23 protein-coding genes and 1 other annotated feature are annotated in these 26,392 nt (G+C 31.7%); of the genes, 18 read left to right on the forward strand and 5 right to left on the reverse strand.

Going from position 1 to position 26,392, the window contains the following annotated elements; translation table 11 throughout:
- Positions 1-129 precede the first annotated feature (129 nt).
- On the reverse strand, positions 130-1,470 hold the full coding sequence (dnaA, locus tag LQ609_RS09145) for a chromosomal replication initiator protein DnaA (protein ID WP_078357184.1): 1,341 nt from the start codon (positions 1,468-1,470) through the stop codon (positions 130-132).
- A 558-nt stretch (positions 1,471-2,028) separates the two neighbouring features.
- Between dnaA and rpmH the strand changes: the two genes are divergently transcribed.
- The 14 genes from rpmH to LQ609_RS09215 all read left to right on the forward strand — a co-directional run bounded on the left by rpmH (position 2,029) and on the right by LQ609_RS09215 (position 16,075).
- Entirely contained in the window at positions 2,029-2,166 is a 138-nt protein-coding gene (gene rpmH, locus LQ609_RS09150) for a 50S ribosomal protein L34 (RefSeq protein WP_016999186.1), read from the forward strand.
- A 97-nt stretch (positions 2,167-2,263) separates the two neighbouring features.
- Positions 2,264-2,608, forward strand: a complete 345-nt coding sequence (gene rnpA, locus LQ609_RS09155) for a ribonuclease P protein component (RefSeq protein ID WP_078357183.1) — start codon at positions 2,264-2,266, stop codon at positions 2,606-2,608.
- A 29-nt stretch (positions 2,609-2,637) separates the two neighbouring features.
- Entirely contained in the window at positions 2,638-3,450 is an 813-nt protein-coding gene (jag, locus tag LQ609_RS09160; protein ID WP_208144356.1) for an RNA-binding cell elongation regulator Jag/EloR, read from the forward strand.
- Positions 3,451-3,563: 113 nt separating this feature from the next.
- Positions 3,564-4,943: a tRNA uridine-5-carboxymethylaminomethyl(34) synthesis GTPase MnmE gene (gene mnmE, locus LQ609_RS09165; RefSeq protein WP_239734617.1), complete on the forward strand. Its 1,380-nt coding sequence runs from the start codon at positions 3,564-3,566 to the stop codon at positions 4,941-4,943.
- A gap of 15 nt (positions 4,944-4,958) precedes the next feature.
- Positions 4,959-6,833: a tRNA uridine-5-carboxymethylaminomethyl(34) synthesis enzyme MnmG gene (gene mnmG / locus LQ609_RS09170; RefSeq protein WP_078357180.1), complete on the forward strand. Its 1,875-nt coding sequence runs from the start codon at positions 4,959-4,961 to the stop codon at positions 6,831-6,833.
- On the forward strand, positions 6,834-7,550 hold the full coding sequence (rsmG, locus tag LQ609_RS09175; protein ID WP_078357179.1) for a 16S rRNA (guanine(527)-N(7))-methyltransferase RsmG: 717 nt from the start codon (positions 6,834-6,836) through the stop codon (positions 7,548-7,550).
- Positions 7,551-7,590: 40 nt separating this feature from the next.
- Entirely contained in the window at positions 7,591-8,430 is an 840-nt protein-coding gene (noc, locus tag LQ609_RS09180) for a nucleoid occlusion protein (protein ID WP_078357178.1), read from the forward strand.
- Positions 8,431-8,684: 254 nt separating this feature from the next.
- Positions 8,685-10,595 (forward strand): BglG family transcription antiterminator, encoded by a 1,911-nt coding sequence (locus tag LQ609_RS09185; RefSeq protein WP_239734618.1) that lies wholly within the window; start codon positions 8,685-8,687, stop codon positions 10,593-10,595.
- 3 nt (positions 10,596-10,598) lie between these two features.
- Positions 10,599-11,066, forward strand: coding sequence for a PTS sugar transporter subunit IIA (locus LQ609_RS09190; protein WP_239734619.1), 468 nt, complete (start codon positions 10,599-10,601; stop codon positions 11,064-11,066).
- Between the two features lie 25 nt (positions 11,067-11,091).
- Complete coding sequence (locus tag LQ609_RS09195) at positions 11,092-11,406, forward strand: PTS fructose transporter subunit IIB (protein WP_239734620.1); 315 nt, start codon at positions 11,092-11,094, stop codon at positions 11,404-11,406.
- Positions 11,407-11,421: 15 nt separating this feature from the next.
- Positions 11,422-12,486 carry a PTS fructose transporter subunit IIC gene (locus tag LQ609_RS09200; RefSeq protein ID WP_239734621.1) on the forward strand — a complete coding sequence of 355 codons (1,065 nt, stop codon included), beginning with the start codon at positions 11,422-11,424 and terminating at the stop codon, positions 12,484-12,486.
- Positions 12,487-12,507: 21 nt separating this feature from the next.
- Positions 12,508-13,776, forward strand: a complete 1,269-nt coding sequence (locus LQ609_RS09205) for a class II D-tagatose-bisphosphate aldolase non-catalytic subunit (RefSeq protein WP_239734622.1) — start codon at positions 12,508-12,510, stop codon at positions 13,774-13,776.
- 81 nt (positions 13,777-13,857) lie between these two features.
- A complete protein-coding gene (locus LQ609_RS09210) occupies positions 13,858-14,556 on the forward strand; it encodes an HAD family hydrolase (RefSeq protein ID WP_239734623.1) in 699 nt (232 codons plus the stop codon).
- Between the two features lie 64 nt (positions 14,557-14,620).
- Positions 14,621-16,075 carry a carbon starvation CstA family protein gene (locus tag LQ609_RS09215; protein WP_078357174.1) on the forward strand — a complete coding sequence of 485 codons (1,455 nt, stop codon included), beginning with the start codon at positions 14,621-14,623 and terminating at the stop codon, positions 16,073-16,075.
- Between the two features lie 167 nt (positions 16,076-16,242).
- Here LQ609_RS09215 and metE read toward each other — a convergent pair whose 3' ends face one another.
- The 4 genes from metE to LQ609_RS09235 are packed head-to-tail and all read right to left on the reverse strand — an operon-like array spanning position 16,243 to position 22,556.
- Positions 16,243-18,492, reverse strand: a complete 2,250-nt coding sequence (metE, locus tag LQ609_RS09220) for a 5-methyltetrahydropteroyltriglutamate--homocysteine S-methyltransferase (RefSeq protein ID WP_239734628.1) — start codon at positions 18,490-18,492, stop codon at positions 16,243-16,245.
- Entirely contained in the window at positions 18,486-20,324 is a 1,839-nt protein-coding gene (locus tag LQ609_RS09225) for a bifunctional homocysteine S-methyltransferase/methylenetetrahydrofolate reductase (protein ID WP_078357172.1), read from the reverse strand. The genes metE and LQ609_RS09225 overlap by 7 nt, the downstream gene beginning before the upstream one ends.
- Complete coding sequence (gene metC / locus LQ609_RS09230; RefSeq protein WP_107509097.1) at positions 20,281-21,453, reverse strand: cystathionine beta-lyase MetC; 1,173 nt, start codon at positions 21,451-21,453, stop codon at positions 20,281-20,283. Before metC ends, LQ609_RS09225 begins: the two co-directional genes overlap by 44 nt.
- Entirely contained in the window at positions 21,450-22,556 is a 1,107-nt protein-coding gene (locus LQ609_RS09235; RefSeq protein ID WP_239734624.1) for an aminotransferase class I/II-fold pyridoxal phosphate-dependent enzyme, read from the reverse strand. The genes metC and LQ609_RS09235 overlap by 4 nt, the downstream gene beginning before the upstream one ends.
- 71 nt (positions 22,557-22,627) lie before the next feature.
- Positions 22,628-22,940: a binding site (T-box leader), on the reverse strand.
- A 182-nt stretch (positions 22,941-23,122) separates the two neighbouring features.
- On the opposite strand from LQ609_RS09235, the gene LQ609_RS09240 reads away from it, so the two are divergent.
- From LQ609_RS09240 to ychF, 4 genes are read left to right on the forward strand one after another with little or no spacing between them, the layout of a single operon-like run.
- On the forward strand, positions 23,123-23,959 hold the full coding sequence (locus tag LQ609_RS09240; protein ID WP_239734625.1) for a ParB/RepB/Spo0J family partition protein: 837 nt from the start codon (positions 23,123-23,125) through the stop codon (positions 23,957-23,959).
- A gap of 11 nt (positions 23,960-23,970) precedes the next feature.
- On the forward strand, positions 23,971-24,855 hold the full coding sequence (locus tag LQ609_RS09245; RefSeq protein WP_078357168.1) for a mechanosensitive ion channel family protein: 885 nt from the start codon (positions 23,971-23,973) through the stop codon (positions 24,853-24,855).
- A 23-nt stretch (positions 24,856-24,878) separates the two neighbouring features.
- On the forward strand, positions 24,879-25,076 hold the full coding sequence (locus LQ609_RS09250) for a DUF951 domain-containing protein (protein WP_078357167.1): 198 nt from the start codon (positions 24,879-24,881) through the stop codon (positions 25,074-25,076).
- A 3-nt stretch (positions 25,077-25,079) separates the two neighbouring features.
- A complete protein-coding gene (ychF, locus tag LQ609_RS09255; protein ID WP_078357166.1) occupies positions 25,080-26,180 on the forward strand; it encodes a redox-regulated ATPase YchF in 1,101 nt (366 codons plus the stop codon).
- Positions 26,181-26,392: the final 212 nt, after the last annotated feature.

Raw genomic sequence — 26,392 nt, forward strand, 5'->3', positions numbered from 1 at the left:
TATATATCTTTTAAAATCATAGTAATAGTCATAGGGGCTGTGGATTGGTGGATAAGTGGTTTAAAAACGTGATACAAAAGTTATTCACATGTTAATAAACTGTGTATGGCTGTGCACAACTTATCCACATTATCCACGGATTTGTTTTTCTAGTTGTTCTAAATCAGATTTGAGTTCTGGATTGTTTACTAAATCTTTTTTAATCTTTTCATGTGCATGAATTACTGTTGTATGATCTCGACCACCAAACTCTTCACCAATTTTTGGTAATGAGAAATCTGTAAGTTCGCGAGAAAGATACATCGCAATTTGTCTAGGATATGCAATAGATTTTGTACGTTTTTTGGCAGCAAAGTCTTCTATACGGATATTATACATTTTACCAACTATTTGCTGAATGTCTTGAATAGTAATTTTGGTTGATCTAGGTGTAGAAATAATATCTTTAAGTGCTTCTGCTACTAAATCAGTATTAATTGGCTTATTTCTAAGTTTAGAATAGGCTAACACTCTTGTTAAAGCACCTTCTAATTCACGAATATTAGATTGAATTGAATTTGCAATATAAGTCAGAGCTTCTACCGGTAAATCTAAGTTTTCTTCTTCAATTTTCTTTTGTAGAATAGCCATTCGTGTTTCAAAATCAGGCGGTGTAATATCTACAATTAAACCCCATTCAAAGCGTGTTCTTAAACGATCTTCTAAAGTAGGAATTTCTTTAGGTGGACGATCACTTGAGATAACAATTTGCTTTTTATTTTGGTGTAAATCATTAAATGTGTGGAAAAATTCTTCTTGAGTTTGTTCTTTCTTTTGAATGAATTGAATATCGTCTATTAGTAGAACATCTATATTACGATACTTGTCTCTAAAGCTTTCAGTATCATTTTTTCTTATAGACTTAATAAATTCATTTGTAAATTTTTCACTAGATGTATATAGTACATTTGCATTTGGATTCTGTTCAAGTACGTAGTGACCAATCGCATGCATTAAATGTGTCTTACCTAAACCAACACCACCATATATAAACAGTGGATTATAAGCATTGGCTGGTTCTTCAGCAACAGCTAGTGAAGCAGCGTGTGGAAACTGGTTACCAGGTCCAATAACAAATGTATCAAACGTGTTGTTACTATTAAGTTGGCTGTTTATTACTTCTTCATGCTCTTCGATTTCTTTTGATTTTTTCGGTTGCACAGCGAAATCTTCACTTTGCAAATCTTCTTCTGAAATAAATTTAACTTGAACTTTGTCGCCAATGACATCATAGATGAAATTAATGACATGTTCATGATATTTATTGGTTAACCACTCAGCAACAAAAGGACTTTGTGCAACGATTATTGCACGATTACTATCTATTTGATGTAAGTAAGTGCCTTTGAACCAAGTATTATAACCAGCAGAAGCGATTTGATCTTCAGCAATGGATAACACTTGCTCCCAGATTTCTTCTTTTGAATTCATAAAAGTCCTCTTTCTAATTTAAATTTATTGAGTTATACACATAAAATAAGACTGTTGATAAAGAAAACCACAAGGTGTGAATAATTATCCACAACTTACACACAAACGGTGGATAACTCAACTTTATAATTCTCTTGTCCACAATCTTTACACTAATATTTTCATGTAGTAATCATAGTAGTATCAATACTTTGTATAACTTATCCACACAATTATACTTTTAAACAAAACAAGTTGTCAAATACATGTGAATATGTGCAGAAAGATAATATTATGCTGTGAATAAGAAAAAATAGTTATATGATTATCCACAAAATGTTTGTGATGCATTGTGAATAAGTGGATAACTCGATTTTTTGATTACGATAAATTTCTTCTTGATTTTTAAAAACTGTTTTGTTATAGTTTAGTAGTTATTGAAATTGTGACAAATCACATGTATGGTATAAATAATTTTGAAACTAATCTTCTGATCTGATATATATAAATGAATATCATACAAACAATTATCTAACTATAAATTAGATACTAACGAATAAATAATGGAGGTGCTCTTAAATGGTAAAACGTACGTATCAACCAAATAAGCGTAAACACAGTAAAGTACACGGTTTCCGTGCACGCATGAGTTCTAAAAACGGTCGTAAAGTATTAGCTCGCCGTCGTCGTAAAGGTAGAAAAGTATTATCAGCTTAAGATCACTGAAGAGCAGTGGTCTTTTTTTTGTTTTAATTGATGTAATTGTTTTGTATAATGAACAATAATTAAGTGATGTATTGTGGAGTGGATGTTTGTGGAAAAGGCTTATCGTATTAAGAGAAATAATGATTTTCAAAGAATTTATAAAAAAGGTAAGTCAGTTGCTAATAGACAGTTTGTTATTTATACAGCAGAAAATGATAATGAACATTTCAGATTAGGCATAAGTGTTTCAAAGAAATTAGGAAATGCTGTTACTAGAAATAGAATAAAAAGGTCTATTAGAGAATGTTTTAAGAATCATAAAGAAAATATTATTCCTAAAGACATCATTGTTATCGCTCGAAACCAAGCTGTTGATTTAGATGTACTTGAAACACAGAAGAGTTTAGAGCATGTATTGAAGATTGCTAAAGTTTTTAATAAACGTATTCCTTAAGTATTGAAATATTACTAGGAGGTTGCAGGATGCTTAAATCACGCTATGAAGGACAATCAGTAGAACAAGCACTACAACAAGGTTTAGAAGATTTGGATGTTCAAGAACAACAAGTAAGAATTGATGTTATTAAAGAAGGTAAAAAAGGTATTTTTGGATTTATGAAACAGGATGCACAAATTGAATTAACTGTAATTGATCCAGAACTTAAACAGTTTGAATCAATTGAAGCATTAAAAAATCGTCATCAACAACTTGAAGAGGTTGATGAATCATCAAATAATGTTCATACTCAGCAAGAAGAAACGGTTCAAGAGCGTAATGATGATGTTCAAAATGATATTCAGTCAGAAGAAGATATACATGAACACAGTAATCAGAAAAAAGATTCATTAAATGAAGTAGCACAAGATACATTAGAATATGTACTTAAAATAGTAAGAGAAATGAATATTGATGTAGATGGTTCGTATGAAGTTAAGTCTCATACAATTTATATTAATATGACTTCAAATAATGCTGCTTATATAATAGGTAAGCGTGGACAAATTTTAAATGCGCTTCAAATTGTAGGACAAAATTATATGCATCAATTTGTGAAAGGTTATTATACGCTTATATTAGATATAGAATCTTATAGAGAAAAGCGTAAAGAAACTTTAGAACAGTTGGCAATTAATATGGCTAAAAAGGCTATCCAGACAAAGAAACCCGTTAAATTAGAGCCGATGCCAAATTTCGAACGAAAAATAATGCATCAAGCAGTTAGTAAGATTGAAAATATCGAAACGTACTCTGAAGGAAGAGAACCACATCGATATTTAGTCATTAAGAATAAATGATAATAGTCGGAGTGAGTGATCTCGCTCCGCATTTTTTCGAACAATATATTCGAAAAATAGAACAAAACCATTTACAATCAATAGAATAGTTACTAATGGTGGAGGAGAAAAACATGGAATTAGATACAATTACAAGTATCTCAACGCCTATGGGTGAAGGTGCAATAGCAATAGTGCGATTAAGTGGCCCGGATGCCTTAAATATTGCTGATCGTATTTATAAAGGAAAGAAACAACTCAATGAAGTAGCATCGCATACAATAAATTATGGTCATATTATTGATCCTGATTCAGAAGAAGTTGTTGAAGAAGTAATGGTAGCCGTAATGAAAGCACCTAAGACTTTTACAAGAGAAGATATCGTTGAAATTAACTGTCATGGTGGTCTTGTAACTGTTAATCGTGTACTCGAATTAACTTTATCAAATGGTGCAAGAATGGCTGAACCAGGTGAATTCACAAAGAGAGCATTTTTACACGGACGTATTGATTTATCACAAGCAGAAGCGGTCATGGATTTCATAAGATCTAAGACGGAACGCGCATCGAAGGTAGCCTTAGGGCAGATGGAAGGGCGTCTAAGTAATCTAATTAAAGGTCTAAGACAATCTATTTTAGAAATCCTTGCACAAGTGGAAGTAAATATAGACTATCCAGAGTATGATGATGTCGAAGAAGCAACTGCGCAATTCCTTTTAAAGGAATCTAGGCATATTGAGAATGAAATTGATCAATTATTAAGAACTGGCCAACAAGGAAAAATCATGCGTGAAGGTCTATCTACAGTAATAGTAGGGAAGCCTAATGTAGGTAAAAGTTCGATGCTTAATAACTTAATTCAAGATAATAAAGCTATCGTGACTGAAGTTGCAGGAACTACACGTGATGTATTAGAAGAATATGTTAATGTTCGTGGTGTACCGCTAAGACTTGTAGACACAGCTGGTATTCGTGAAACGGAAGATATAGTAGAAAAAATCGGTGTCGAAAGATCTAGAAAAGCATTATCAGAAGCAGATTTAATTTTATTTGTACTTAATTACAATGAGGCATTAACAGAAAATGATTATCAATTATTTGATGTCATTAAAGATGAAGATGTTATTGTTATAATAAATAAAATGGACTTAGAACAAAACTTAGACATGGATCAATTAAAAGACATGATAGGTGACCATCCATTAGTACAAACGTCGATGATAGAACAACAAGGAATAGAAGAACTTGAACAAAAAATTTCAGAACTATTCTTTGGTGGACAAGTTCAGTCTCAAGATATGACATATGTCTCTAATTCTAGGCACATTGCACTTTTAAAAGATGCGAAAAATTCAATTAATGATGCAATTCAGTCAGCTGAAGACGGCGTACCTATAGATATCGTACAAATTGATTTAATTAAAACTTGGGAATTGCTAGGAGAAGTAATAGGTGAAGAGGCGAGTGATTCGCTAATCGATCAACTATTTAGTCAATTCTGTTTAGGAAAATAAAAAGGAGGAAAAATTTTGACACAAAAATATGACGTTATTGTTGTCGGAGCAGGGCATGCTGGGGTAGAAGCAGGATTAGCTTCAGCTAGACGTGGCGCAAAAACACTTATGCTTACAATCAATTTAGATAGTGTAGCATTTATGCCATGTAACCCATCAGTAGGTGGACCAGCTAAAGGTATAGTAGTGAGAGAAATCGATGCACTTGGTGGTCAAATGGCTAAGACAATTGATAGAACACATATTCAAATGCGTATGTTAAACACTGGTAAAGGTCCAGCTGTTAGAGCATTGCGTGCACAAGCTGATAAAGTGTTATATCAACAAGAAATGAAACGAGTGATAGAAGACGAACCTAACCTTGATATTATGCAAGGTATGGTAGAACGTTTAATTATAGAAGATAATAAAATTAAAGGCGTAGAAATGGTTATTGGATCAACTTATGAAGCTGATGCAGTTGTATTAACTACAGGTACGTTCTTACGTGGCGAAATCATTTTAGGAAATTTAAAATATTCAAGTGGTCCAAATCATCAAATGCCATCACTAAAATTAGCTGATCATTTGAAAGAATTAGGCTTTGAAATAGTTCGTTTCAAAACTGGAACACCACCACGTGTAAATGGAAATACTATAGATTACAGCAAGACTGAAATTCAACCAGGTGATGATGTCGGACGAGCATTTAGTTATGAAACGACAGAATATATTTTAGATCAATTACCTTGTTGGTTAACTTATACTAATGAACATACACATAAAGTTATTGATGATAATTTACATTTATCTGCAATGTACTCAGGTATGATTAAAGGAACTGGTCCAAGATATTGTCCTTCAATTGAAGACAAATTCGTAAGATTTAACGATAAACCAAGACATCAATTGTTCTTAGAACCAGAAGGACGCCAAACTCAAGAAGTTTATGTACAAGGCTTATCTACAAGCTTACCGGAAGACGTTCAACGTAAAATGTTAGAGACAATCCCAGGTCTTGAAAAAGCAGATATGATGCGTGCAGGATACGCAATTGAATATGATGCAATTGTTCCAACTCAATTATGGCCAACATTAGAAACGAAACTTGTAACTAATTTATTCACTGCAGGCCAAATTAATGGTACTTCAGGTTATGAAGAAGCGGCTGGTCAAGGATTAATGGCTGGTATTAATGCTGCAGGTAAAGTACAAGGTAAAGAGGATGTTGTTTTACGTCGTTCAGATGCATATATTGGTGTATTAATTGATGATTTAGTGACGAAAGGTACAAATGAGCCTTATCGTTTATTAACTTCACGTGCTGAACACCGTCTATTATTAAGACATGACAATGCAGATTTAAGACTAACGGATATTGGTTATGAATTAGGCATGATTTCTGAAGAACGTTATGCTAAATTTAACCAAAAACGTGATGCGATCAGCGGAGAACAAGACAGATTAAAAGGTATTCGTATTAAACCGAATGAACACACACAAAGTGTTATTGAAAGTCGTGGAGGCGCAGCACTTAAAGATGGTATTTTAGCATTAGATTTATTACGTAGACCAGAAATGGACTATGATGCTATTATGGAAATCTTAGAAGAAGAATCTCCAGTTAGTGCAGATGTTCAAGAACAAGTTGAAATTCAAACTAAATACGAAGGTTACATCCAAAAATCATTAGCACAAGTTGAAAAAATGAAACGTATGGAAGATAAAAAAATACCTGAAAATATAGATTATGATGCAATTAACAGTTTAGCTACTGAAGCACGTCAAAAACTTAAAGAAGTAAACCCATTAGATATTGCACAAGCTTCACGTATTTCAGGTGTTAATCCTGCAGACATTTCAATATTGCTTGTTTATATTGAACAAGGTAAAATTCAGAAGGTGAAATAGATGAACGAACAAACATTTATTAATTCATTAAAAGAATCAGGTATAGAAATTACAGATAAACAATTAAAGCAATTTGAAATTTATTTTGAAACGCTAGTAGAGTGGAATGAAAAAATTAATTTAACAGCAGTGACTGAAAAAGAAGAAGTCTATTTGAAGCACTTTTTTGATTCTGTTTCACCTAGCTTTTATATAGATTTCAATAAAATTGAGTCTGTATGTGATGTAGGTGCAGGAGCAGGATTTCCAAGCATTCCATTAAAAATAATTTATCCGCATTTGCAAATTACAATAGTAGATTCATTAAATAAACGAATTAAATTTTTAAATGAATTAGCAGCTGCCTTGGACTTAGATAAAGTAAACTTTGTTCATGATAGAGCTGAAACATTTGGAAAAAGTAGTTATCGTGAAAGTTTTGATCTTGTAACAGCTCGTGCAGTCGCAAGATTATCAGTACTAAGTGAACTTTGCATACCTTTAGTTAAAAAAGGTGGCCAATTTGTAGCTCTAAAAGGTGCACAAGGCAATGAAGAGTTAGAAGATGCACAATTTGCTATTTCTGTCCTAGGTGGTCAAGTGAATGAAGTATATGACTTCACTTTACCTTTAGAAGAAAGTATGAGACAAATTATTACGATAGATAAATTAAGACAAACACCTAAGAAATATCCAAGAAAACCAGGAACACCAAACAAAGAACCTATAACAAAATAATTCCTGGGAAATATGTATGAACGAAAGTAGGTATATTGAGATGAAAAAGCCTTTTTCTAAATTATTTGGACTTAAAGACAAAGAATTAGAACATATAGAAGAAGCTAGAGCTGAAGGTAATGTAGCGATAATTTCAACAGAAAGAATTGTGCCAAACCGTTACCAACCGAGAAAAGTATTTGATGAATCAAAAATTAAAGAATTGGCACAATCTATAAGAGAACATGGATTATTACAGCCTATTGTAGTTCGTCCAATTGAAGAAGGTATGTATGAAATCATTGCTGGAGAGCGAAGATTTCGTGCAATAAAACATAACGATTTACCTGAGACTGAAGTAATCATTAAACCGTTAAACGATAAAGAAACAGCAGCAGTTGCATTGATTGAAAATATTCAACGAGAAAATTTATCAGCTATAGAAGAAGCGGAAGCATATAAAAAATTGCTTGATCTAGAAGGTATAACACAACAAGATTTAGCCGCAAGCATGGGAAAAAGTCAATCATTCATAGCGAATAAATTAAGATTGCTTAAATTATCAGAACCAATCATTATTTCATTACAAAAAGGTGAAATAACTGAAAGACATGCAAGAGCAATGTTAGGTTTAGATGACGATGGTCAACAAGATGTCTTAACAGCAATTCAATCACAAAATTTAAACGTAAAACAAACAGAAGATCGTGTTAAAAAAATACGAGGATCTGAAAAAGTAAAAGCAAAACAATTTCAATTCGAACAAGATATTACAGAAGCACTTGATACACTTGGACAAAGCATTAAAAATGTTGAAAAAGAAGGTATTAAAGTAAAACGAATCGATGAAGAACATAAAGACTTCTACGAAATTACGATTAAAGTGTATAAAAGAAAATAAAAATTAAAAAACGCTGATATTACAATATATAGTAATAATAAAAAACACTTTTACAAAATTCATTTACAATGAGTTTATGTAAAAGTGTTTTTTTGATTAGTAATATGTTTATAAATTACTTATCCTAGTTGTTGCAATTACATGTTGCAACTTTTTGGTATTTAATAAAATTAAAAGTAAATTTACAATGTATCTATAGCTATTGTTAACGTTTTCATTTCCTTTAGAACATTGTTTTGAATGGGGGACTGGCTTTGGAATTAAATGAAAGACAAATGTCTCTTATAGAGATATTGGTTAAACAAAAAGGATATATAACAATTAAAAGTTATGCTAAAGAACTTAATGTATCCAACAGAACTATTCACAATGATTTAAATGTTATTTCAGAGTATTTAATTATCAAAGGATACCAAATTATTAAACAACCTGGCCGGGGTGTAACTTTAAATCAATTAAAAAATCATAATATTCAAGAACAAAGTAATATGGAATCATTGTATTCGACTGAAGGAAGACGTTTAAGAATTATTGAAATGCTACTATTTGAAAATCGTACAGTAACATTTGAACATTTATCAGATACTTTTATAGTCAGTAAGTCTTCAATTAGCTATGATTTGAGCTTTATTAATCAATTATTAACTAATGGTAATAAAGCAAAACTTGTAAGTGATTTAAAAGGAACAAGAATATCAGGTAATGAAATTGAAATACAAAAATGTTTTCAAGAATTTAATTTATATTTACTTAAAGAACATATTCAGACGTTTGAGCGTAATGAAAGTGAAAGATTTGATTTATTATCAAAATATTATGGTAAGGATGTTGTAAGTGTATGTTCAAGAGTTTTGTATTCATATATGCGAGTTAATAGTGGTGTAATTGATCAACATTATGTGATTAATATTTTAAGTGTACTAATTATAATGATATATCGTATGAAAAAGGGCTGCAACGTAATCAAAGTTAGTGCTGATAACGATATTAAATTTGAAAAAATAGCTAAATCCTTAATAAATAAAGTGTCATTAAGAATTAATATTAATTACACCAATGATGATATTAAATATCTTTCAACCTATTTAAAATCATATCATTTTGAAGCTTTTCCAGATATAAATGACTTTAAAGAAGTAACTGACAAAATGATAAATAAAGTAGGAGATTCATTAAATGTAAATTTTGAAAAAGATGAAGTATTACAAAATCATTTGTTAAATCATATACCTCCAATGGTTTATAGATTACAACAGGATGTACACATAAAAAATCCTTTTGTCTTTCAAATTAAACAAGAATTTTCATTAATATTTAACTTAATTTGGATATTACTAAGTGAATATGAAGAAAAATGGAATATAACATTTAATGAAGATGAGATTGGATTTTTGACAATACATTTTCAGTCTGCCTTTGAGAGAAAAAAGGAAAGTAGAAAAATCCTTGTCGTTTGTCCAACGGGTGTTGCAACATCCGAATTATTAGCAAATAGATTAACAAATATACTTCCAAGTATTACTACTATTGAAATTGCATCGATGTATGAAGTAAACGATATAGATTTACAAGATATAGATTTAATAGTATCTACAACGAAATTAAATATAGATAGTGAAAAAATGATAGTTGTTTCACCTTTTTTAAATGATTATGACAGATTTAATATCTCTAAATATTTTAATGAAGGCATAATGGATAAAAAAGTGTATTCATTTAAAGATAATAATTTTCCATATTTATCACAACTAATTAAAAGTGAATATATATTTACTAATCAAACTTTTGATAATCAAGAGAATCTATTTAATGAAATAGGTGAAGAATTAATAAAAAATGGAATAGTCAAAGAAGGATTTATTAATTCTTTGATTAAAAGAGAAGAATTAGGAGGAACGGATTTACCAACAGGTATAGCAATTCCTCATGGAGATCCTAAGTATGTAAATGAAACTAACATAACAATAATTATTAATAAAAAATCTATGAAGTGGAATGAGCAGAATTTAAAAATTATTGTCATTATTTGTATATCTGAGAAGGATGTAAAAAAAATAAAGAACATATTAACTGATGTATATTCTATTGTTAATGATAAACAAATATTAGAAAAATTAGAAAATGCTAGCAACATAGAACAAGTTTATGAAATTTTGGGAGGTTAAATTGTGGATAATAGTCCAACTAATGTTATAAAAAAAAATATGATTTTATTAAATAGAGATATAAAAACTCAGGACGAAGCAATTAATCAGTTGATTCAACAAGCAGATAAAATGAATCTTATAGATGATATAAAAATTTTTAGAAAATCAGTAAATGATCGTGAAAAAATAGCTTCCACTGCTGTAGGTTATAATATCGCCATGCCACATGGGAAATCTAACTCAGTTGTAGAGCCATTTATTGGGTTTCTACAATCTAAAGCTCCATTTAAATGGAGTGAAAATGAAGATGAATTTGTAACTCTAATTTTTATGATTGCAGTTCCAGAGAATGATAGTGACAATTTACATCTAAAATTTATATCTAAATTAAGTAAAAAGTTATTGGATGAAGAATTTAGAAATATTTTGACTGAATTAAAAAGTCATTCAGAAGCTTATAAATATTTAAAAAAAGTAATTAATAATTAATAAATTATAAATGGAGGAATTTAATATGAAAATTGTAGGGGTAACAGCATGTCCAACGGGTGTAGCACATACTTATATGGCTCAAGAAGCACTTGAAAAGGAAAGTAAAAAAAGAGGTTATGAGGTTAAAGTTGAAACACAAGGGAGTATGGGGATTGAGAATGAAATTGAACAAGAAGAGGTAGATGAAGCTGATGTTGTTATTTTAGCAATTGCAATTGGGATAGATGGTGAAGAACGATTTGAAGAAAAAGAAAGTAATGGGAAAGTATTAACTATTAATCCGGGAGACATGATTAAATATCCATCAGATATTCTTGATAAAGCAGAGAAACTCTAGGGGAGAGTGTTAGCTATGAAAAGTAAAAGTAATTTTTGGAAAGATATACAAAAAGCATTTAATACCGGTGTTTCCTATATGCTTCCTGCAGTAGTAGTTGGCGGTATTTTTCTAGCAATATCATTATCAACGGGTGAAGCAACTGATGAAGGAATGAAAGTTAATAATCAGTTTATGCAAAATATTAATGATTTAGGATCCGCTGGTTTCGCGATAATGATTCCATTATTAGCAGGATATATTTCTTACTCCTTAGCAGGAAAACCCGGAATTGCACCAGCAATGATTCTGGGTTACGTAGCAAATAATCCAATAGGTTCTGGAGATGTACAAACAGGATTTTTGGGTGCAATGGTACTAGGTGTTGCAACTGGGTATTTAGTACGATGGTGTAAAACTTGGAAAGTACCCCCTACAATAAAAACAATCATGCCTATACTTATTGTTCCAATATTTACTACGTTTATATTAGGAATAATATATATATACGTAATTGCGGTTCCGATTTCTTCTGCAATGAACTGGTTAGTTGATTATTTAGGAAGTATTCAAGGTGGAAGTGCTCTACTTATTGGTTTGATAATAGGTGCTATGACAGCGGTAGATATGGGTGGTCCAATTAATAAAACAGCCACTGCTTTTACTTTAGCTTTAATGGCTGAAGGCATTTATGGACCGAATGGTGCTCACAGAGTAGCAGTTGCTGTTCCACCATTAGCTTTAGCAATATCAACATTTATAGATAGAAAAAAATATACAACTGAAGATAAAGACTTAGGTATTTCCGCATTTTTTATGGGTCTTATAGGTATTACGGAAGGTGCAATTCCATTTGCTGTTAAAGATATAAAAAGAGTTTTACCAGCTATTATTATTGGAAGTGCTATATCAGGAGCATTAGCAATGATTAATAATGTTGAAGCGCTAGTTCCACATGGTGGCCTAATTATTTTACCTTTAGTGAACGGAAAACTATGGTTCTTTATATCAATGTTAATAGGAGTAGTAGTCTCAGTAATTATATTACATTTTACCAAACCAAATATAGACAATACTATTAAAAACAATTCAGAAATCTAATAACTAGAAAGGAAGATTAATATGAAAAACTTATCAATCAAAAATGTCGTTAAAGGATTATTGGACTTACAAGATAAAGATGAAAGTGGAACAATTATAGGTATTGGTCCAATGTCAAAAAATTGTGTCCAAGCTGCTTTAGAGGTATCAAAAGAAAAAGATTTTCCAATTATGTTTATTGCAAGTAGGAATCAAGTTGATGCTGAAGAATTCGGTGGTGGATATGTAAATGGATGGAATCAATTTACATTTGTTGATGCTGTGAAAGAAGTTAGCGATAAAATAGCTTATGACAATTATTATTATATGTGTAGAGATCATGGGGGACCTTGGCAAAGAGATAAAGAAAGAAATGACCATTTAGAACCTGAAAAAGCAATGTCTCTAGGAAAAAAATCATATATAGCTGATATAGAAGCTGGATTTAGTCTTTTAATGATTGATCCAACTAAAGATCCTTTTGAAGTTGGGAAGGTAATTCCTTTAGAAACTGTTATTGAGAGAACAGTTGAATTAATAGAATTTTGTGAAGAAGAAAGAAAGAAAAGAAATTTACCAGAAATAGGCTATGAAGTTGGTACTGAGGAAACGAATGGTGGATTAACGTCTACGGAAACTTATGAGAAATTTATTTTAAGGCTAAAAGAAGAATTAGAAACTAGAAATCTACCATTGCCGACATTTATAGTTGGTCAAACAGGAACACTTACTCGAAAGACAGAGCAGGTTGGAGAATTTAATTTTAATAATGCAAAAGAACTTGCAAAAATGGCAAAAAGATATGGTGTAGGTCTTAAAGAACATAATGGTGATTATTTAGATGATATCTCTTTACTTGAGCATATACCATCAAAAATAACGGCAACGAATGTTGCACCTCAGTATGGTACTGAAGAAACAAGAGCTTATTTAAAACTAGCTAAATTAGAGTCTAGATTGTTTGATAATGGCCTTATTGAATCTACTTCAAATATATATAATGTACTTTTGGATGAATCTATTAAAAGCGAACGTTGGAGAAAATGGATGGTTGGTGATCAAGTAGAAATGACTATAGAAGATGTTATAAAAGATAAAAATTTATCTAATGAAGTTATTGATATTGCAGGTCACTATACTTTTAATAATGAAAAAGTAAAAAAAGAAATAGACCATTTATATAATAATTTAAATGATAATGGAATTGATGGTAATAGGTTTGTAATTGACCATATAAAAAGACCTATTAGAGATTATGCAGAATGTTATAATTTAACTGGAATTACAACAAAGATTAAAAATATACAATAGTATTTTATATTGAACACTATAAGATTAAGTAATAAAAATAATCTTATAGTGTTTTTCTATAATTAAAAGGGGGAGTTAAAGATGTTTATATTATTTGATTTAGATGATACTCTATACGACTTGAAACATCCATTTAAAAAGTCTATTAATGAATTGTTTTCAAAAATTAACGTAGATATTAATCAGTTATTCTATTATTTTCGTAAATATAGTGATAGCAAATTTGAATTAACTCAAACTGGAAAAATGTCGATAAAAGAAATGCATATATATAGAATTACAAAAGCATTAGAAGTTTGTGGTTTAAATATTAGTAATGAAGAGGCTATAGAATTTCAGAGAACTTATGAAAAATATCAATATGAAATCACTTTAACTAAAGAAATAATAAATGTTTTAGATTACTGTTATAATCATCAAGAAATTCAAATTGGCATTATTACTAATGGTGAAAAAGATAGACAATGGAATAAAATCAAAACCTTAGAATTATTGAGATGGTTTCCTAAAGATAGTATTTTTATATCGGGAGAAATCGGTTTTTCAAAACCAGATAAAAAATTATTTGATATTGTGGAATTAAAGTTAAACTTGAAGAAAAAAGAAACTTATTATATAGGAGATTCTTATAATAATGATGTAATGGGATCTTACAATGTTGGATGGAATGCAATATGGCTAAATAAAAGAAATTTAAGATTACATGAAAAATTGAATATTTCAAAAAAAATAATTTATGAAGAAAAAGAATTATTGCAATATATAAAATCATTAAATTAAACATTGTTTTTCATAAAAAACTCATTTATAATTTATGTAAACGCTTACACATAGGAGGATTTCAATGATTACATTTTTAGTTTCAATAGTATTATTGATTGTAGGTTATTTTACATATGGTAAGTATATCGAAAAGATGTTTGGTGTTAAAGATGAACGTCCGACACCGGCTCATGATCAAAGGGATAATATTGATTATGTTCCAATGACGACGAATAAGAATTCATTGATTCAATTATTGAATATCGCTGGTGTTGGACCTATTTTTGGGCCAATTATGGGTGCTTTATATGGTCCGGTTGCTTTTTTATGGATTGTATTAGGTTCTATATTTGCTGGTGCTGTTCACGATTATTTAACGGGTATGATTTCAATTCGTAACAAAGGGGCTCACTTACCTGAATTAGCTGGTAAATTCTTAGGTAATGTGATGAAACATTTGGTTAATGTGTTTACGTTATTACTACTTTTATTGACTGGTACTGTGTTTGTTACTAGTCCAGCATTACTTCTACATTCACTAATGGATGGAAAAATTGCTTTAGGTATTATTATCTTTGTTATTTTCTTATATTATTTCTTATCTACAATTTTACCGATTGATAAAATTATTGGTAAGGTATATCCGATATTTGGTTTAATTCTCATGATTTCAGCAGTAGGTATTTTCGTGAGGTTATTGATGACAGGAGCAGAGATTCCAGAATTAACTTTAAAGAATATGCATCCTGATTCTGCACCGATATTCCCATTATTATTCTTTACTATCACGTGTGGTGCTTTATCTGGTTTCCATGCGACGCAATCGCCAATTATTTCTAGAACGACAAATAATGAAAAGAATGGCCGTAAAATATTTTATGGCATGATGATTGCTGAAGGTATTATCGCTATGGTTTGGGCTGCAGCGGCAATGAGTTTATTCGGTGGTTATGGCGGACTTCAAGAAGTATTAGCTAAAGGTGAAGCGGCTCTTGTAGTTAGTGAAGCATCTACAATGTTATTAGGCTCAGTGTTTGGTACATTAGCAATTCTTGGTGTTATTGTATTACCAATTACGAGTGGTGATACGTCATTTAGAAGTGCTAGAATGATTCTTGCAGATTACTTTAAATTTGGTCAAAAGAAAATGTGGAAACGATTTGCAATAGCAATACCAATGTTTATTATTAGTTTCATTTTAACAACAGTGGACTTTACAATCTTATGGAGATACTTCTCTTGGGCAAACCAAACTACAGCTACAATAGCGCTGTGGATCGGTGCAATGTATCTATTGTTATCTAAAAAGAATTTCTATGTAGCATTGATTCCTGCATTGTTTATGACATGGAATATATTCACTTATATTTTAAGTCAGCCGATTGGTTTTGGAATGGATTTATCACTAAGCTACTGGTTATCAGTAGGTCTTACAATTTTATGGAGTATGTATTTCTATTATTTATATCGTAAAAACAGTGAAAATGCGATTGAAATCGATCATCAAATTGGATCTGCAACAGTTTCAAAATACTAAACATCATAATAAGAACCTTTCGGTCTCCACCGAAAGGTTCTTATTTTATATATTTAATATAGGGAAGGAAGTCTGCCATATAGTACTCGCTCAAAAATATTATATGGCAGTGTTATTAGATTTGGAACTAATGGCTAATATAACTGAACTGTGTGTTGGCAGTTCGTTTAATTTGGTTGTTTTACTGTGCTGTCTTTACGTAATTTTTCTACTGATTTTACTAGTACAGTTAAAGCTTGTTTAACTTCATCTTCTTGTCTTGTTTTCAATCCGCAGTCAGGGTTTACCCAGAATAGAGAACGGTCAATTTCTTTAAGTGCTCTATCGATTGCTACAGTAATTTCTTCTTCTGTTGGTATACGCGGACTATGAATGTCATATACACCTAAACCAATTCCTAAATCGTATGTGATATCTTCAAAGTCTTGGATTAAATCGCCATGGCTTCTTGATGTTTCAATTGAAATAACATCAGCATCAAGTGATTTGATTGCATGGATGATTTGTCCAAATTGAGAGTAACACATATGCGTATGAATTTGTGTTGAATCTTGGACTGAAGATGTTGATAATCTGAATGAACGAACAGCTTTATCTAAGTAATCTTCATGATATTCTGAACGTAAAGGTAAGCCTTCGCGCAATGCTGGTTCGTCTACTTGAATCACTTTAATGCCTGATTCTTCAAGTGCTAATACTTCTTCGTTTATAGCTAAAGCGATTTGATCTTGAACTTCGCTACGAGGAATATCAACACGTTCGAATGACCAGTTTAAGATTGTAACTGGACCTGTAAGCATACCTTTAACAGGTTTGTCAGTTAAGCTTTGAGCATATAGTGTTTCTTTAACTGTTAGTGGAGCTGTCCATTTAACATCACCATAGATGATTGGTGGTTTAACAGCACGAGAACCGTATGATTGAACCCAACCGAACTTAGTTACTAAGAATCCATTTAATTTTTCACCGAAGAATTCTACCATGTCATTACGTTCGAATTCACCATGTACTAATACATCTAAACCAATATCTTCTTGAATATCAATCCAACGCTTAATTTCATTTTGTACAAATTCTTCATATTTTTCGTCTGAAATTCTATTGTTTTTCCAATCTGCACGATATTTTCTTACTTCTCTTGATTGAGGGAATGAACCTATCGTCGTTGTTGGTAAATCAGGTAAGTTTAATACTTCATCTTGTAAAACTTTTCTCTCTTTAAATGGCGTTTTACGTTCTGATTTCACGGAATCATAATCGTATTCAAGTTGTTTGAATGATTGACTTTCAAATCGTTCAAATTGAGTTTTTAATTCATTGTATAAAGTGTCATCATTTTCATTAAATAATTGTTTTAAAGCATATAGTTCATCTAATTTCTCAGTGGCAAAGCTTAAACCTTCTCGAACTGAATCATCTAATGTTTCTTCTTCTAAAGTAACTGGTACATGTAATAATGAAGAAGAAGGCTGAATAACTAATTCATTTGTATATGGTTGTAAAGAGGCAATCAGTTCTTTTTTAGCTTCAATGTTAGTTGCCCAAACATTTCTACCATCAACAATACCAGCAAATAGTGCCTTTTCTTTAGGGAATAAACCATCTTTAATTTGTTGTAAGTTAAATCCATTATCATGAACGAAATCTAAACCAAGACCATAGACAGGCAATTGTCCTACAAAGTTTAAATCAACACGTTCGAAGTATGTTTGTAATACTAAGTTTGTAGATGGAACTTCTTTATTAAAGAATTCATATGCTTCTTTAGTAATATCTTGAAGTTCTTTAGCTTCGTCAGTTACTAAAATTGGTTCATCTACTTGGATATATTCTGCACCAGCTTCAGTTAAACTTTCGAATACTTCTTTATATAATGGTAACAGTGTTCTAACTTTTTCCTCAAAACTTTGGTCTCCGCCTTTTGATAAAGCTACATAAGTCACAGGTCCTACGATTACTGGATGAGATGTTACACCCGTTTCTTTAGAAAAGTTGAATTTTTCTAGTAACACATTGTTATTTACTTTAGGCGTAACGTTATCCCATTCAGGTACGATATAGTGATAGTTTGTGTTAAACCATTTGATAAGTGCACTTGCAACGTGTTCTTTATTACCTCTTGCAATATCAAATAATAATTCATCATCAACAGGACGTCCTTGGAAACGCTCTGGAATGATATTAAATAATAATGATGTATCAAGTACATGGTCATATAATGAGAAATCACCAGCAGGAATTTGATCGACATGATGTTCTTTTTGAATTGTTAAAATTTCTTTATGTAGATCTTGCAATGTTTGATCTAATTCAGCTTTATCTATTTTCTTAGCCCAGTAGCTTTCAATGGCTTTCTTCCATTCTCTTTTTTTACCTAGTCTTGGAAATCCTAAATTTGCTGTTTTAATTGTCATAATATTGCCTCCTTGGTTTGTGTTTCAGTTTTTGATTTTGAATAATTTGCTAATTCAACGGATAAATCATATTTTAAAAATGGTGTAACGATGTACAGACCATTAAAATATTGGTGTATCGCATCAATCAATTGCTTGCTCAAGTTAATACTGAGCTTACGAGTTGCGTCTCGATCGTCTTTAACTTTTTCAAAAGCGTTGAGCACAGTTTCTGATAATTTAATACCGGGAACTTCATTGTGTAAAAATAGGGCGTTATTATAGTTTGTAATTGGCATGATGCCAATAAAGATTGGTGCATCTATATGTTTTGTTGCTTCATATATTTCTTTAACTCTTTCAGGTTCATAGATAGGTTGTGTAATGAAGTATTCCATTCCAGACTCTATCTTTTTTTCTAATCTTTTAACTGCTGGTTCAAGACGTCTTACATTTGGATTAAAAGCGCCTGCTACAGAGAAGTTAGTATTACTTCTTAATGTGTCTCCATCTGCGTTAATACCTTGATTAAATTGGGTAATCATTTCAGCTAATCCACTAGAATTTACATCGAATACACTTGTTGCACCAGGGAAATTACCAACTTTTGATGGATCACCTGTAATAGTTAAAATATCATTAATACCTAGTAACGAAAGTCCCATTAGATGTGACTGAAGACCAATTAAATTTCTATCTCGACATGCTAAGTGTACGAGGGGTCTAATTTTATATTGTTGCTTTATAATGCTAGCTGCTGCTATGTTAGAAATTCTAACGCTTGCTAATGAGTTGTCAGCAAGTGTTACAGCTTCAACACCTGCGTCTTCTAGAGCTTGTATACCATCGAAAAATTTATTCGTATCTAAATGTTTTGGTGTATCAAGTTCAACAATAACGGTCGGTCTTTGTTGAACAAGTTCTTTAATGCTAGGTTCATTTTTATTTTGCTTTTTATACTGTTTTGTCTCTATTGGAATAACATTTTTTTGCTTGATAGGTTTTAAATCTTTAACGACATTTTTGATTTTTTTAATATGTTCTGGTGTTGTACCACAGCAACCACCTATTAATCTGACACCTTGATTGACAAGTTCTTTAGCTGCGTCAGAAAAGTATTCCGAATTGTTATTGTATTTCAAGTCATTGTCTTCTAAATCCAGCAAGCTCGCATTAGGGTAACAAGAAAGATATGCACTGTTAGGAATTTCAATATGTTTATACGTCTTTATCATATGATAAGGTCCGTGGTGACAGTTTAAACCAACAACATCTGCGCCTTCTCTTAGTAATGCCTCTAATGCGTCAGGTATAGGTGTACCATTTCTTAAATAATTAGTATTACTTGCTGTAAGTTGAGCAATAATCGGAATGTCATATTTCGCTTTTGCATCTTTTAAGACGGTAAGCAGCTCTTCTAAATCATAGTAAGTTTCAAATAGAATGCCATCTACACCTTCATTTACAAGTGTTTCAATTTGAATTTCTGTATGATACTGAATAGCCTCTATAGATAAGTCACTCTTTTTTATGTTACGAAAGCCACCTACAGTACCTAATATAAATGTATCTTTATTGCTTGCTTTTTTAGCGATTTGAACAGCTTCACGATGTATTTCTTTGACACGATGCTCTAAATTGAAGTCTTTTAGCTTTTCGAAATTAGCACCGTAAGTGTTCGTTTGAATGATATCAGCACCTGCTTCTATATATGAGCGGTGTATTTGTTCTACTTTTTTAGGATGAGTAAGGTTATAACTTTCTGGGCAAGTGTCTAATCCTTCTGAGTAAAAGATTGTTCCAATTGCACCGTCAGCCACTAAAATGCGGTTCTTCAATGCTTCTTTCAGATTCATATATAGCCTCCTTTAATGCCCAATCGATATCTGTAATCAATTCTCTGACATCTTCCAATCCTACTGATAGTCTAAATAAGCCGTTTGTAATACCACGTTCAGCTCTAATGCTTTCAGGTATAGCTGCGTGACTCATTGTAGCTGGGTGAGAAAGAATGGTTTCAACACCACCTAAACTTACAGAAACTAAAGGTATATTTAGATGGTCAACAAATGCTTGTGCTTTTGATTCATCTTTAAGTCTGAATCCTAATACGGCACCACCATTTTTAGCTTGTCTTAAATGTGTGTCATTTGTTATTGGATAGTAAACAGTTTCAATTGCTTCATTTTCAATTAAATATCTATAAATTTGTTCAGTATTGCTAACAGATTGTTTAAATCTAATTGGTAATGTTTTTAAATGCTTAGCAAGTGTCCATGAATCATAGACGCTTAATCCTGAGCCAGTTCCATTTTGAATTAAGTAAATATCATTTTTAAGTTGGGGATCATTTACGATAACAGCGCCAGCAATCAGGTCACTATGACCTCCTAAGAATTTCGTTGCAGAATGAATGACAATATCTGCTCCAAGTTTCAAAGGAGACTGTCCTAATGGTGTCATGAATGTATTATCTACGGCTAAAAGTGCTTCATTTCTACGAGCAATTTGTCCAACACCATCAATATCAGTTACTTTAAATAGCGGGTTAGATGGTGTTTCTACATAGATAAGCTTTGTATTATCCTGTACAGCGTCTTCTACTTGTTGTAAGTCTGTTTGGTCGACAGTTGTAAATTCGATTTTGAATTTTTTTAGTATTTGTTCTGTTAATCTGAAAGTACCTCCGTATACATCATCAGGAAGTATAACGTGATCTCCAGGTTCTAATGTAAGGAATACAGCCGTTACTGCAGCTATCCCAGAACTGAATGCAAATCCATAATTACCGCCTTCTAAATCGGCTAACTTTTCTTCGAGTAACTTTCTGTTAGGATTACCACTTCTTGCGTAATCAAATTCAGTATTACCACCTAATGTTTGTTGGTGATATGTTGATGAATAATATAATGGTTGGTTGCTTGATAAATGTTCATTACCTCTAGTGGAGTCTAATATTAATGACGTTTCTTTTGAATAACTCATAATGACACCCCTTCTTTCTTTGATTTTTTTAGAGCTTGAAGTATATCTGCGTAAATATCTTCATAGTCTTCAATTCCGATTGATAGACGAAGTAGATATTCGTCGATACCACGTTTATCTTTTTCTTCATCGGCCATGTCTACATGCGTTTGTGTATATGGAAAAGTGATGAATGTTTCAGTGCCACCAAGACTTTCGGCAAATATACATAAATCAATATTTTGTAAAAAACGATCTACACTGTAAGCTTTGTTTAATCTAATGCTTAACATGCCTGTTTGCCCTGAATAAAGTACTTCATCAATGCTTTCAATTGACTGAAAAGAAGCGGCTAATTTTTGGGCATTTTCGGTAGCACGATCAAGTCGTATGTGTAATGTTTTTAAACCTCTTAGTAATAAATAACTGTCGAAAGGTGATAGTGTTGCACCAATCATATTGTGAAATTGAGCAAGTAGTTCACCTAAATAATCGTCTGATACGGTTACAATGCCTGCTAATACATCATTATGACCACTTATGTATTTTGTAGCAGAATGTAATACAATGTCAGCTCCATCTTTTAATGGTGTAGAAAAGTAAGGTGTTAAGAATGTATTATCAATAATTGTTAAAATATTTTTAGACTTCGCTATTGCATACAATGGTTCTAATTCCACTGTGAACATTAATGGATTTGATACGGGTTCTATAAAGAAAGCTCTCGTATGCTCATTGATAGATCCATTGACCTCTTCAATATTTGAAAAATCGATGTATTTAAACTTAATGTTGTATTGTTTTTCATAAAATTCAAAGATTCTAAATGTGCCACCATATAAATCATATGAAACGAGAATTTCATCATTTGGTTTAAATAAGTTACATATTAATTGAATACTTGCCATACCACTAGAAGTTGCAAATGCGTATTTTCCACCTTCTAATTTGGCAAATGCTTCTTCGAATTGTGAGCGAGTTGGATTCTTAGTCCTCGTATAATCGAAGCCAGTTGAACATCCTAATTTTTCATGTTGATAGGCTGTTGAAAGATATATAGGATTTGTGGTTGCACCTGTATGATCTTTAGTTAATGAAATTTGAGCGAGTTGAGTAGATTTCATAATAGCCTTCCTCCCTAATGTATTTAAAAATAAAAAAAGCTTCCGTCCTTTAAACCCGATATTAATCGGATGTAAAGGACGAAAGCTTAGCTCGCGGTACCACCTTTGTTCGTAATGACATTACTGACACTACCTCTATAAGTACGTGGTCTCTTGTAAAAGAGTATATAATGGCAGTAAAAATATGAACAAATTCCAGTACGCCATCAACACTAAAGAGACTTTAATACTGTATCGCTATAACGGGCGATCCCGTTGACACCTCAATATCGATGTCACCACTCCAAGGCCATTTTCAATCTTTCTTTCAATATTCCCTTTCAGCAAATGGGAACTCTCTGATAATTGCAGTTTAAGATTTACTTTCCTTTTTATCGTGCTTTTAATTAATATTTCGTTGTTGATATATTACACAATACTATGGGCATATTTTTTTGTCAACAACTTTTCTGAATATTTTAATTTATCGGTCAATTATTCTTTTGTGCATATCATCTTCAAAATTGTTATAATCTAATTTGGATGTTTTACGTGAAACAAATTAGAATATATAACGTGGTGATGAAATGAAAGAAAGAAATCACGAACTTGTTGAAAAGATTTCTTATAACTTTAGTCATGATAAAATTGTTGAGATTCCTTTAGACAAATTAAGAAGAAATCCATATCAACCTAGAGATTATTTTGATGAAGAAGCTTTAAAAGATTTAACGCAGTCTATTTCACAACATGGTGTATTACAACCAATAGTAGTAAGAGAAACAATTAAAGGATATGACATTGTGGTTGGCGAAAGAAGATTCAGAGCAAGTCAATTAGCTGAGAAAGACACAGTACCAGCAATTATTAAAGTGCTAACTGATGAAGAAATGTTAGAACTCGCTATAATTGAGAATCTTCAACGTGAGAATCTTAAACCATTAGAAGAAGCAAAGAGTTATGCCACAATGATGGCAGAACTAAATTTAAAGCAACAAGACGTAGCAGATAGATTAGGTAAATCAAGATCTTATATTGCTAATGTCTTAAGATTACTAAATCTACCTCCAAGCGTGAAAAGTTTAATCAACGAAGAAAAATTATCAAGTGCACATGGCAGAACTTTGCTTGGAATAGAGAAAAAGCATCAAATCAATCAAGTTGCTAAAAAAGTGATTAAAGAAAATATGAGCGTTAGAGCGTTAGAAGAATATATAAAATTTTTGAATGCTAACGGTCAAGAGAAACCAAAACAACCAAAACAAAATAAACCAAGCTTTTTAGTTAAACATGAATATCAGTTGAAAGAGAAATATGGAACGAACATTGATATTTCAAAGACAAAAAAAGCAGGTAAAATTTCACTTGAATTTAATTCTGAAGCAGAATACAAAAGAATTATAGAATTATTGTTAGAAGAATAAGAGGTGTGAAAATGAATAAAATTATGAGCGTCATTCATAAACTAATCGATCCTTTTATGGATCCAGATAATTGGCAAAAATGGATAGAACAAATTTTCATCGGGATATTTTATATTATATTAGCGTTTATTATAATTAAGATACTTCATAAATTAGTCGAGAAATTCTTTACTACGAAATACGGAACTAAGAGGGTAGGGAAGTCTAACAAGCGTGCTAAAACAATGGTAAACCTACTACAAAACATTATTTCATATGTTGTGTGGTTCATTGTTGCTACGACAATATTAAGCAATGTAGGAATAAGAGTTGAAAGTATTATTGCAGGTGCTGGAGTTGCAGGTTTAGCAATTGGTTTTGGTGCTCAAACTTTAGTTAAAGATGTCATAACTGGTTTCTTTATTATTTTTGAGAATCAATTTGATGTTGGAGACTATGTAAAAATTAATACTACGGGTACAACTGTTGCTGAAGGTACTGTACAATCAATAGGGATGAGATCTACGAGAATTTTATCATTTGCAGGAGATTTAACGATTCTTCCAAATGGTACAATGAATGAGATTGTAAACTTCTCAATTCATAATGGTATGGCTATTGTGGAAGTACCTGTATCCATAAAAGAAGACTTAGATGAATTAGAAAGTAAATTATATAAATTTTTACCTACACTAAAAGAAAAATATCAAATTTTCATAAAAGACCCTGAAATTTTAGGTGTAGAAAATGTTACAGCAGGAGAAGCAACGATAAAAATCGCAGGCGAAACAGAACCTAACGAACATGCGACAGGTGCAAGAATATTAAGAAGAGAAATCAAATCGTTCTTTGATAAAGAAGGTATTCAAGCACCAATACCAACTATGGTTTCTTATAATCCTAATAACATTCAATAATCATCTAATCGGGAGGCTGTAATATGATTAAATCGTATAATTTAAATGATATCGTTGAAATGAAGAAGCAGCATGCATGTGGTTATAATAAATTTAAAATCATAAGACTTGGTGCAGATGTTAGAATTAAATGTGAAGAATGTTCTCGTAGCATTATGCTACCTAGACAAGAATTTAATAAAAAAATCAAAAAAATAATCGAAAAAGGACAAGGTGAATAACATATGGCATTAACAGCTGGCATAGTAGGATTACCTAACGTAGGTAAATCAACACTATTTAACGCAATTACTAAAGCAGGAGCATTAGCAGCGAACTATCCATTCGCAACAATCGATCCAAACGTAGGAATCGTAGAAGTACCAGATCATCGTTTACAAGAATTAACGAAATTAGTTAAACCTAAGAAGACAGTTCCAACAGCTTTCGAATTTACAGATATAGCAGGTATCGTAAAAGGCGCATCTAAAGGTGAAGGATTAGGGAATAAATTCTTATCACATATCCGTGAAGTAGATGCAATTTGCCAAGTTGTACGTGCATTCGAAGACGAAAATGTAACACATGTATCTGGTAAAGTAGATCCAATAGATGATATTGAAGTAATTAATATGGAATTAGTGTTAGCAGATTTAGAATCAGTAGAAAAACGCTATGATAGAGTAGCAAAAATGGCTAAACAGAAAGATAAAGATGCAGTAGCAGAAGAAAAAGTATTAGCAAAAATAAAAGAAACATTAGAAAACAATGAACCAGTAAGAAGCTTAGAATTCTCATCAGATGAAAAATCAATCGTGAAACATTTAAGCTTATTAACATCAAAACCAATGTTATACGTAGCAAACGTAGCAGAAGATGAAGTAGCAAGTCCAGAAGACAATGAATATGTACAAAAAATAGAAGAATACGCAAATAACGAAGGATCAGAAGTAATCGTTATTTCAGCTAAAATCGAAGAAGAATTAGCAACATTAGACGATGAAGACCGTGAAATGTTCTTAGAAGATTTAGGCGTAGAAGAAGCAGGATTAGACAAGTTAATCCGCGCATCATATAACCTGTTAGGACTAGCAACATACTTTACAGCAGGAGAACAAGAAGTAAGAGCATGGACATTTATAGAAGGCATGACAGCACCACAATGTGCCGGAATCATCCATACAGACTTCGAAAGAGGCTTCATTAGAGCAGAAACAGTAAGCTATGATGATTTATTGAATAATAACGGTATGAACGGTGCAAAAGAAGCGGGTAAAGTAAGATTAGAAGGAAAAGAATATCTAATGAAAGACGGAGACGTTGTACACTTTAGATTTAATGTGTAAGAGATAGAATTTTAAAGAGGCTGGGACATTGTGTCTCGGCCTCTTTTGGCGTTGTATTTGCTAGTTGAATATGAAGGTATGGACTAGTTAGGTAGGAAAATCGCACGATAAGTTTGTAGTCTTCGTGCGATATGACTGAATTTCGCTTGAATCGCACGATAACTTTGAAGTCTTCGTGCGTTTTGGTTGGATTTCGTTTGAATCGCACGATA

The sequence above is a fragment of the Mammaliicoccus sp. G-M28 genome, assembly GCF_022386595.1.
In the GTDB taxonomy this organism is placed as follows: Bacteria; Bacillota; Bacilli; order Staphylococcales; family Staphylococcaceae; genus Mammaliicoccus; species Mammaliicoccus fleurettii.

What these genes read in the sequence shown, in the direction of transcription:
- noc (WP_078357178.1), top strand. Translation starts at nt 7,591, where the DNA reads ATGAAAAAGCCTTTTTCTAAATTATTTGGACTTAAAGACAAAGAATTA.
- LQ609_RS09205 (WP_239734622.1), top strand. Translation starts at nt 12,508, where the DNA reads ATGAAAAACTTATCAATCAAAAATGTCGTTAAAGGATTATTGGACTTA.
- LQ609_RS09215 (WP_078357174.1), top strand. Translation starts at nt 14,621, where the DNA reads ATGATTACATTTTTAGTTTCAATAGTATTATTGATTGTAGGTTATTTT.
- rpmH (WP_016999186.1), top strand. Translation starts at nt 2,029, where the DNA reads ATGGTAAAACGTACGTATCAACCAAATAAGCGTAAACACAGTAAAGTA.
- LQ609_RS09195 (WP_239734620.1), top strand. Translation starts at nt 11,092, where the DNA reads ATGAAAATTGTAGGGGTAACAGCATGTCCAACGGGTGTAGCACATACT.
- LQ609_RS09250 (WP_078357167.1), top strand. Translation starts at nt 24,879, where the DNA reads ATGATTAAATCGTATAATTTAAATGATATCGTTGAAATGAAGAAGCAG.
- LQ609_RS09240 (WP_239734625.1), top strand. Translation starts at nt 23,123, where the DNA reads ATGAAAGAAAGAAATCACGAACTTGTTGAAAAGATTTCTTATAACTTT.
- ychF (WP_078357166.1), top strand. Translation starts at nt 25,080, where the DNA reads ATGGCATTAACAGCTGGCATAGTAGGATTACCTAACGTAGGTAAATCA.
- jag (WP_208144356.1), top strand. Translation starts at nt 2,638, where the DNA reads ATGCTTAAATCACGCTATGAAGGACAATCAGTAGAACAAGCACTACAA.
- LQ609_RS09245 (WP_078357168.1), top strand. Translation starts at nt 23,971, where the DNA reads ATGAATAAAATTATGAGCGTCATTCATAAACTAATCGATCCTTTTATG.
- LQ609_RS09200 (WP_239734621.1), top strand. Translation starts at nt 11,422, where the DNA reads ATGAAAAGTAAAAGTAATTTTTGGAAAGATATACAAAAAGCATTTAAT.
- LQ609_RS09210 (WP_239734623.1), top strand. Translation starts at nt 13,858, where the DNA reads ATGTTTATATTATTTGATTTAGATGATACTCTATACGACTTGAAACAT.
- rsmG (WP_078357179.1), top strand. Translation starts at nt 6,834, where the DNA reads ATGAACGAACAAACATTTATTAATTCATTAAAAGAATCAGGTATAGAA.
- LQ609_RS09225 (WP_078357172.1), bottom strand. Translation starts at nt 20,324, where the DNA reads ATGAATCTGAAAGAAGCATTGAAGAACCGCATTTTAGTGGCTGACGGT.
- LQ609_RS09235 (WP_239734624.1), bottom strand. Translation starts at nt 22,556, where the DNA reads ATGAAATCTACTCAACTCGCTCAAATTTCATTAACTAAAGATCATACA.
- mnmE (WP_239734617.1), top strand. Translation starts at nt 3,564, where the DNA reads ATGGAATTAGATACAATTACAAGTATCTCAACGCCTATGGGTGAAGGT.
- dnaA (WP_078357184.1), bottom strand. Translation starts at nt 1,470, where the DNA reads ATGAATTCAAAAGAAGAAATCTGGGAGCAAGTGTTATCCATTGCTGAA.
- metC (WP_107509097.1), bottom strand. Translation starts at nt 21,453, where the DNA reads ATGAGTTATTCAAAAGAAACGTCATTAATATTAGACTCCACTAGAGGT.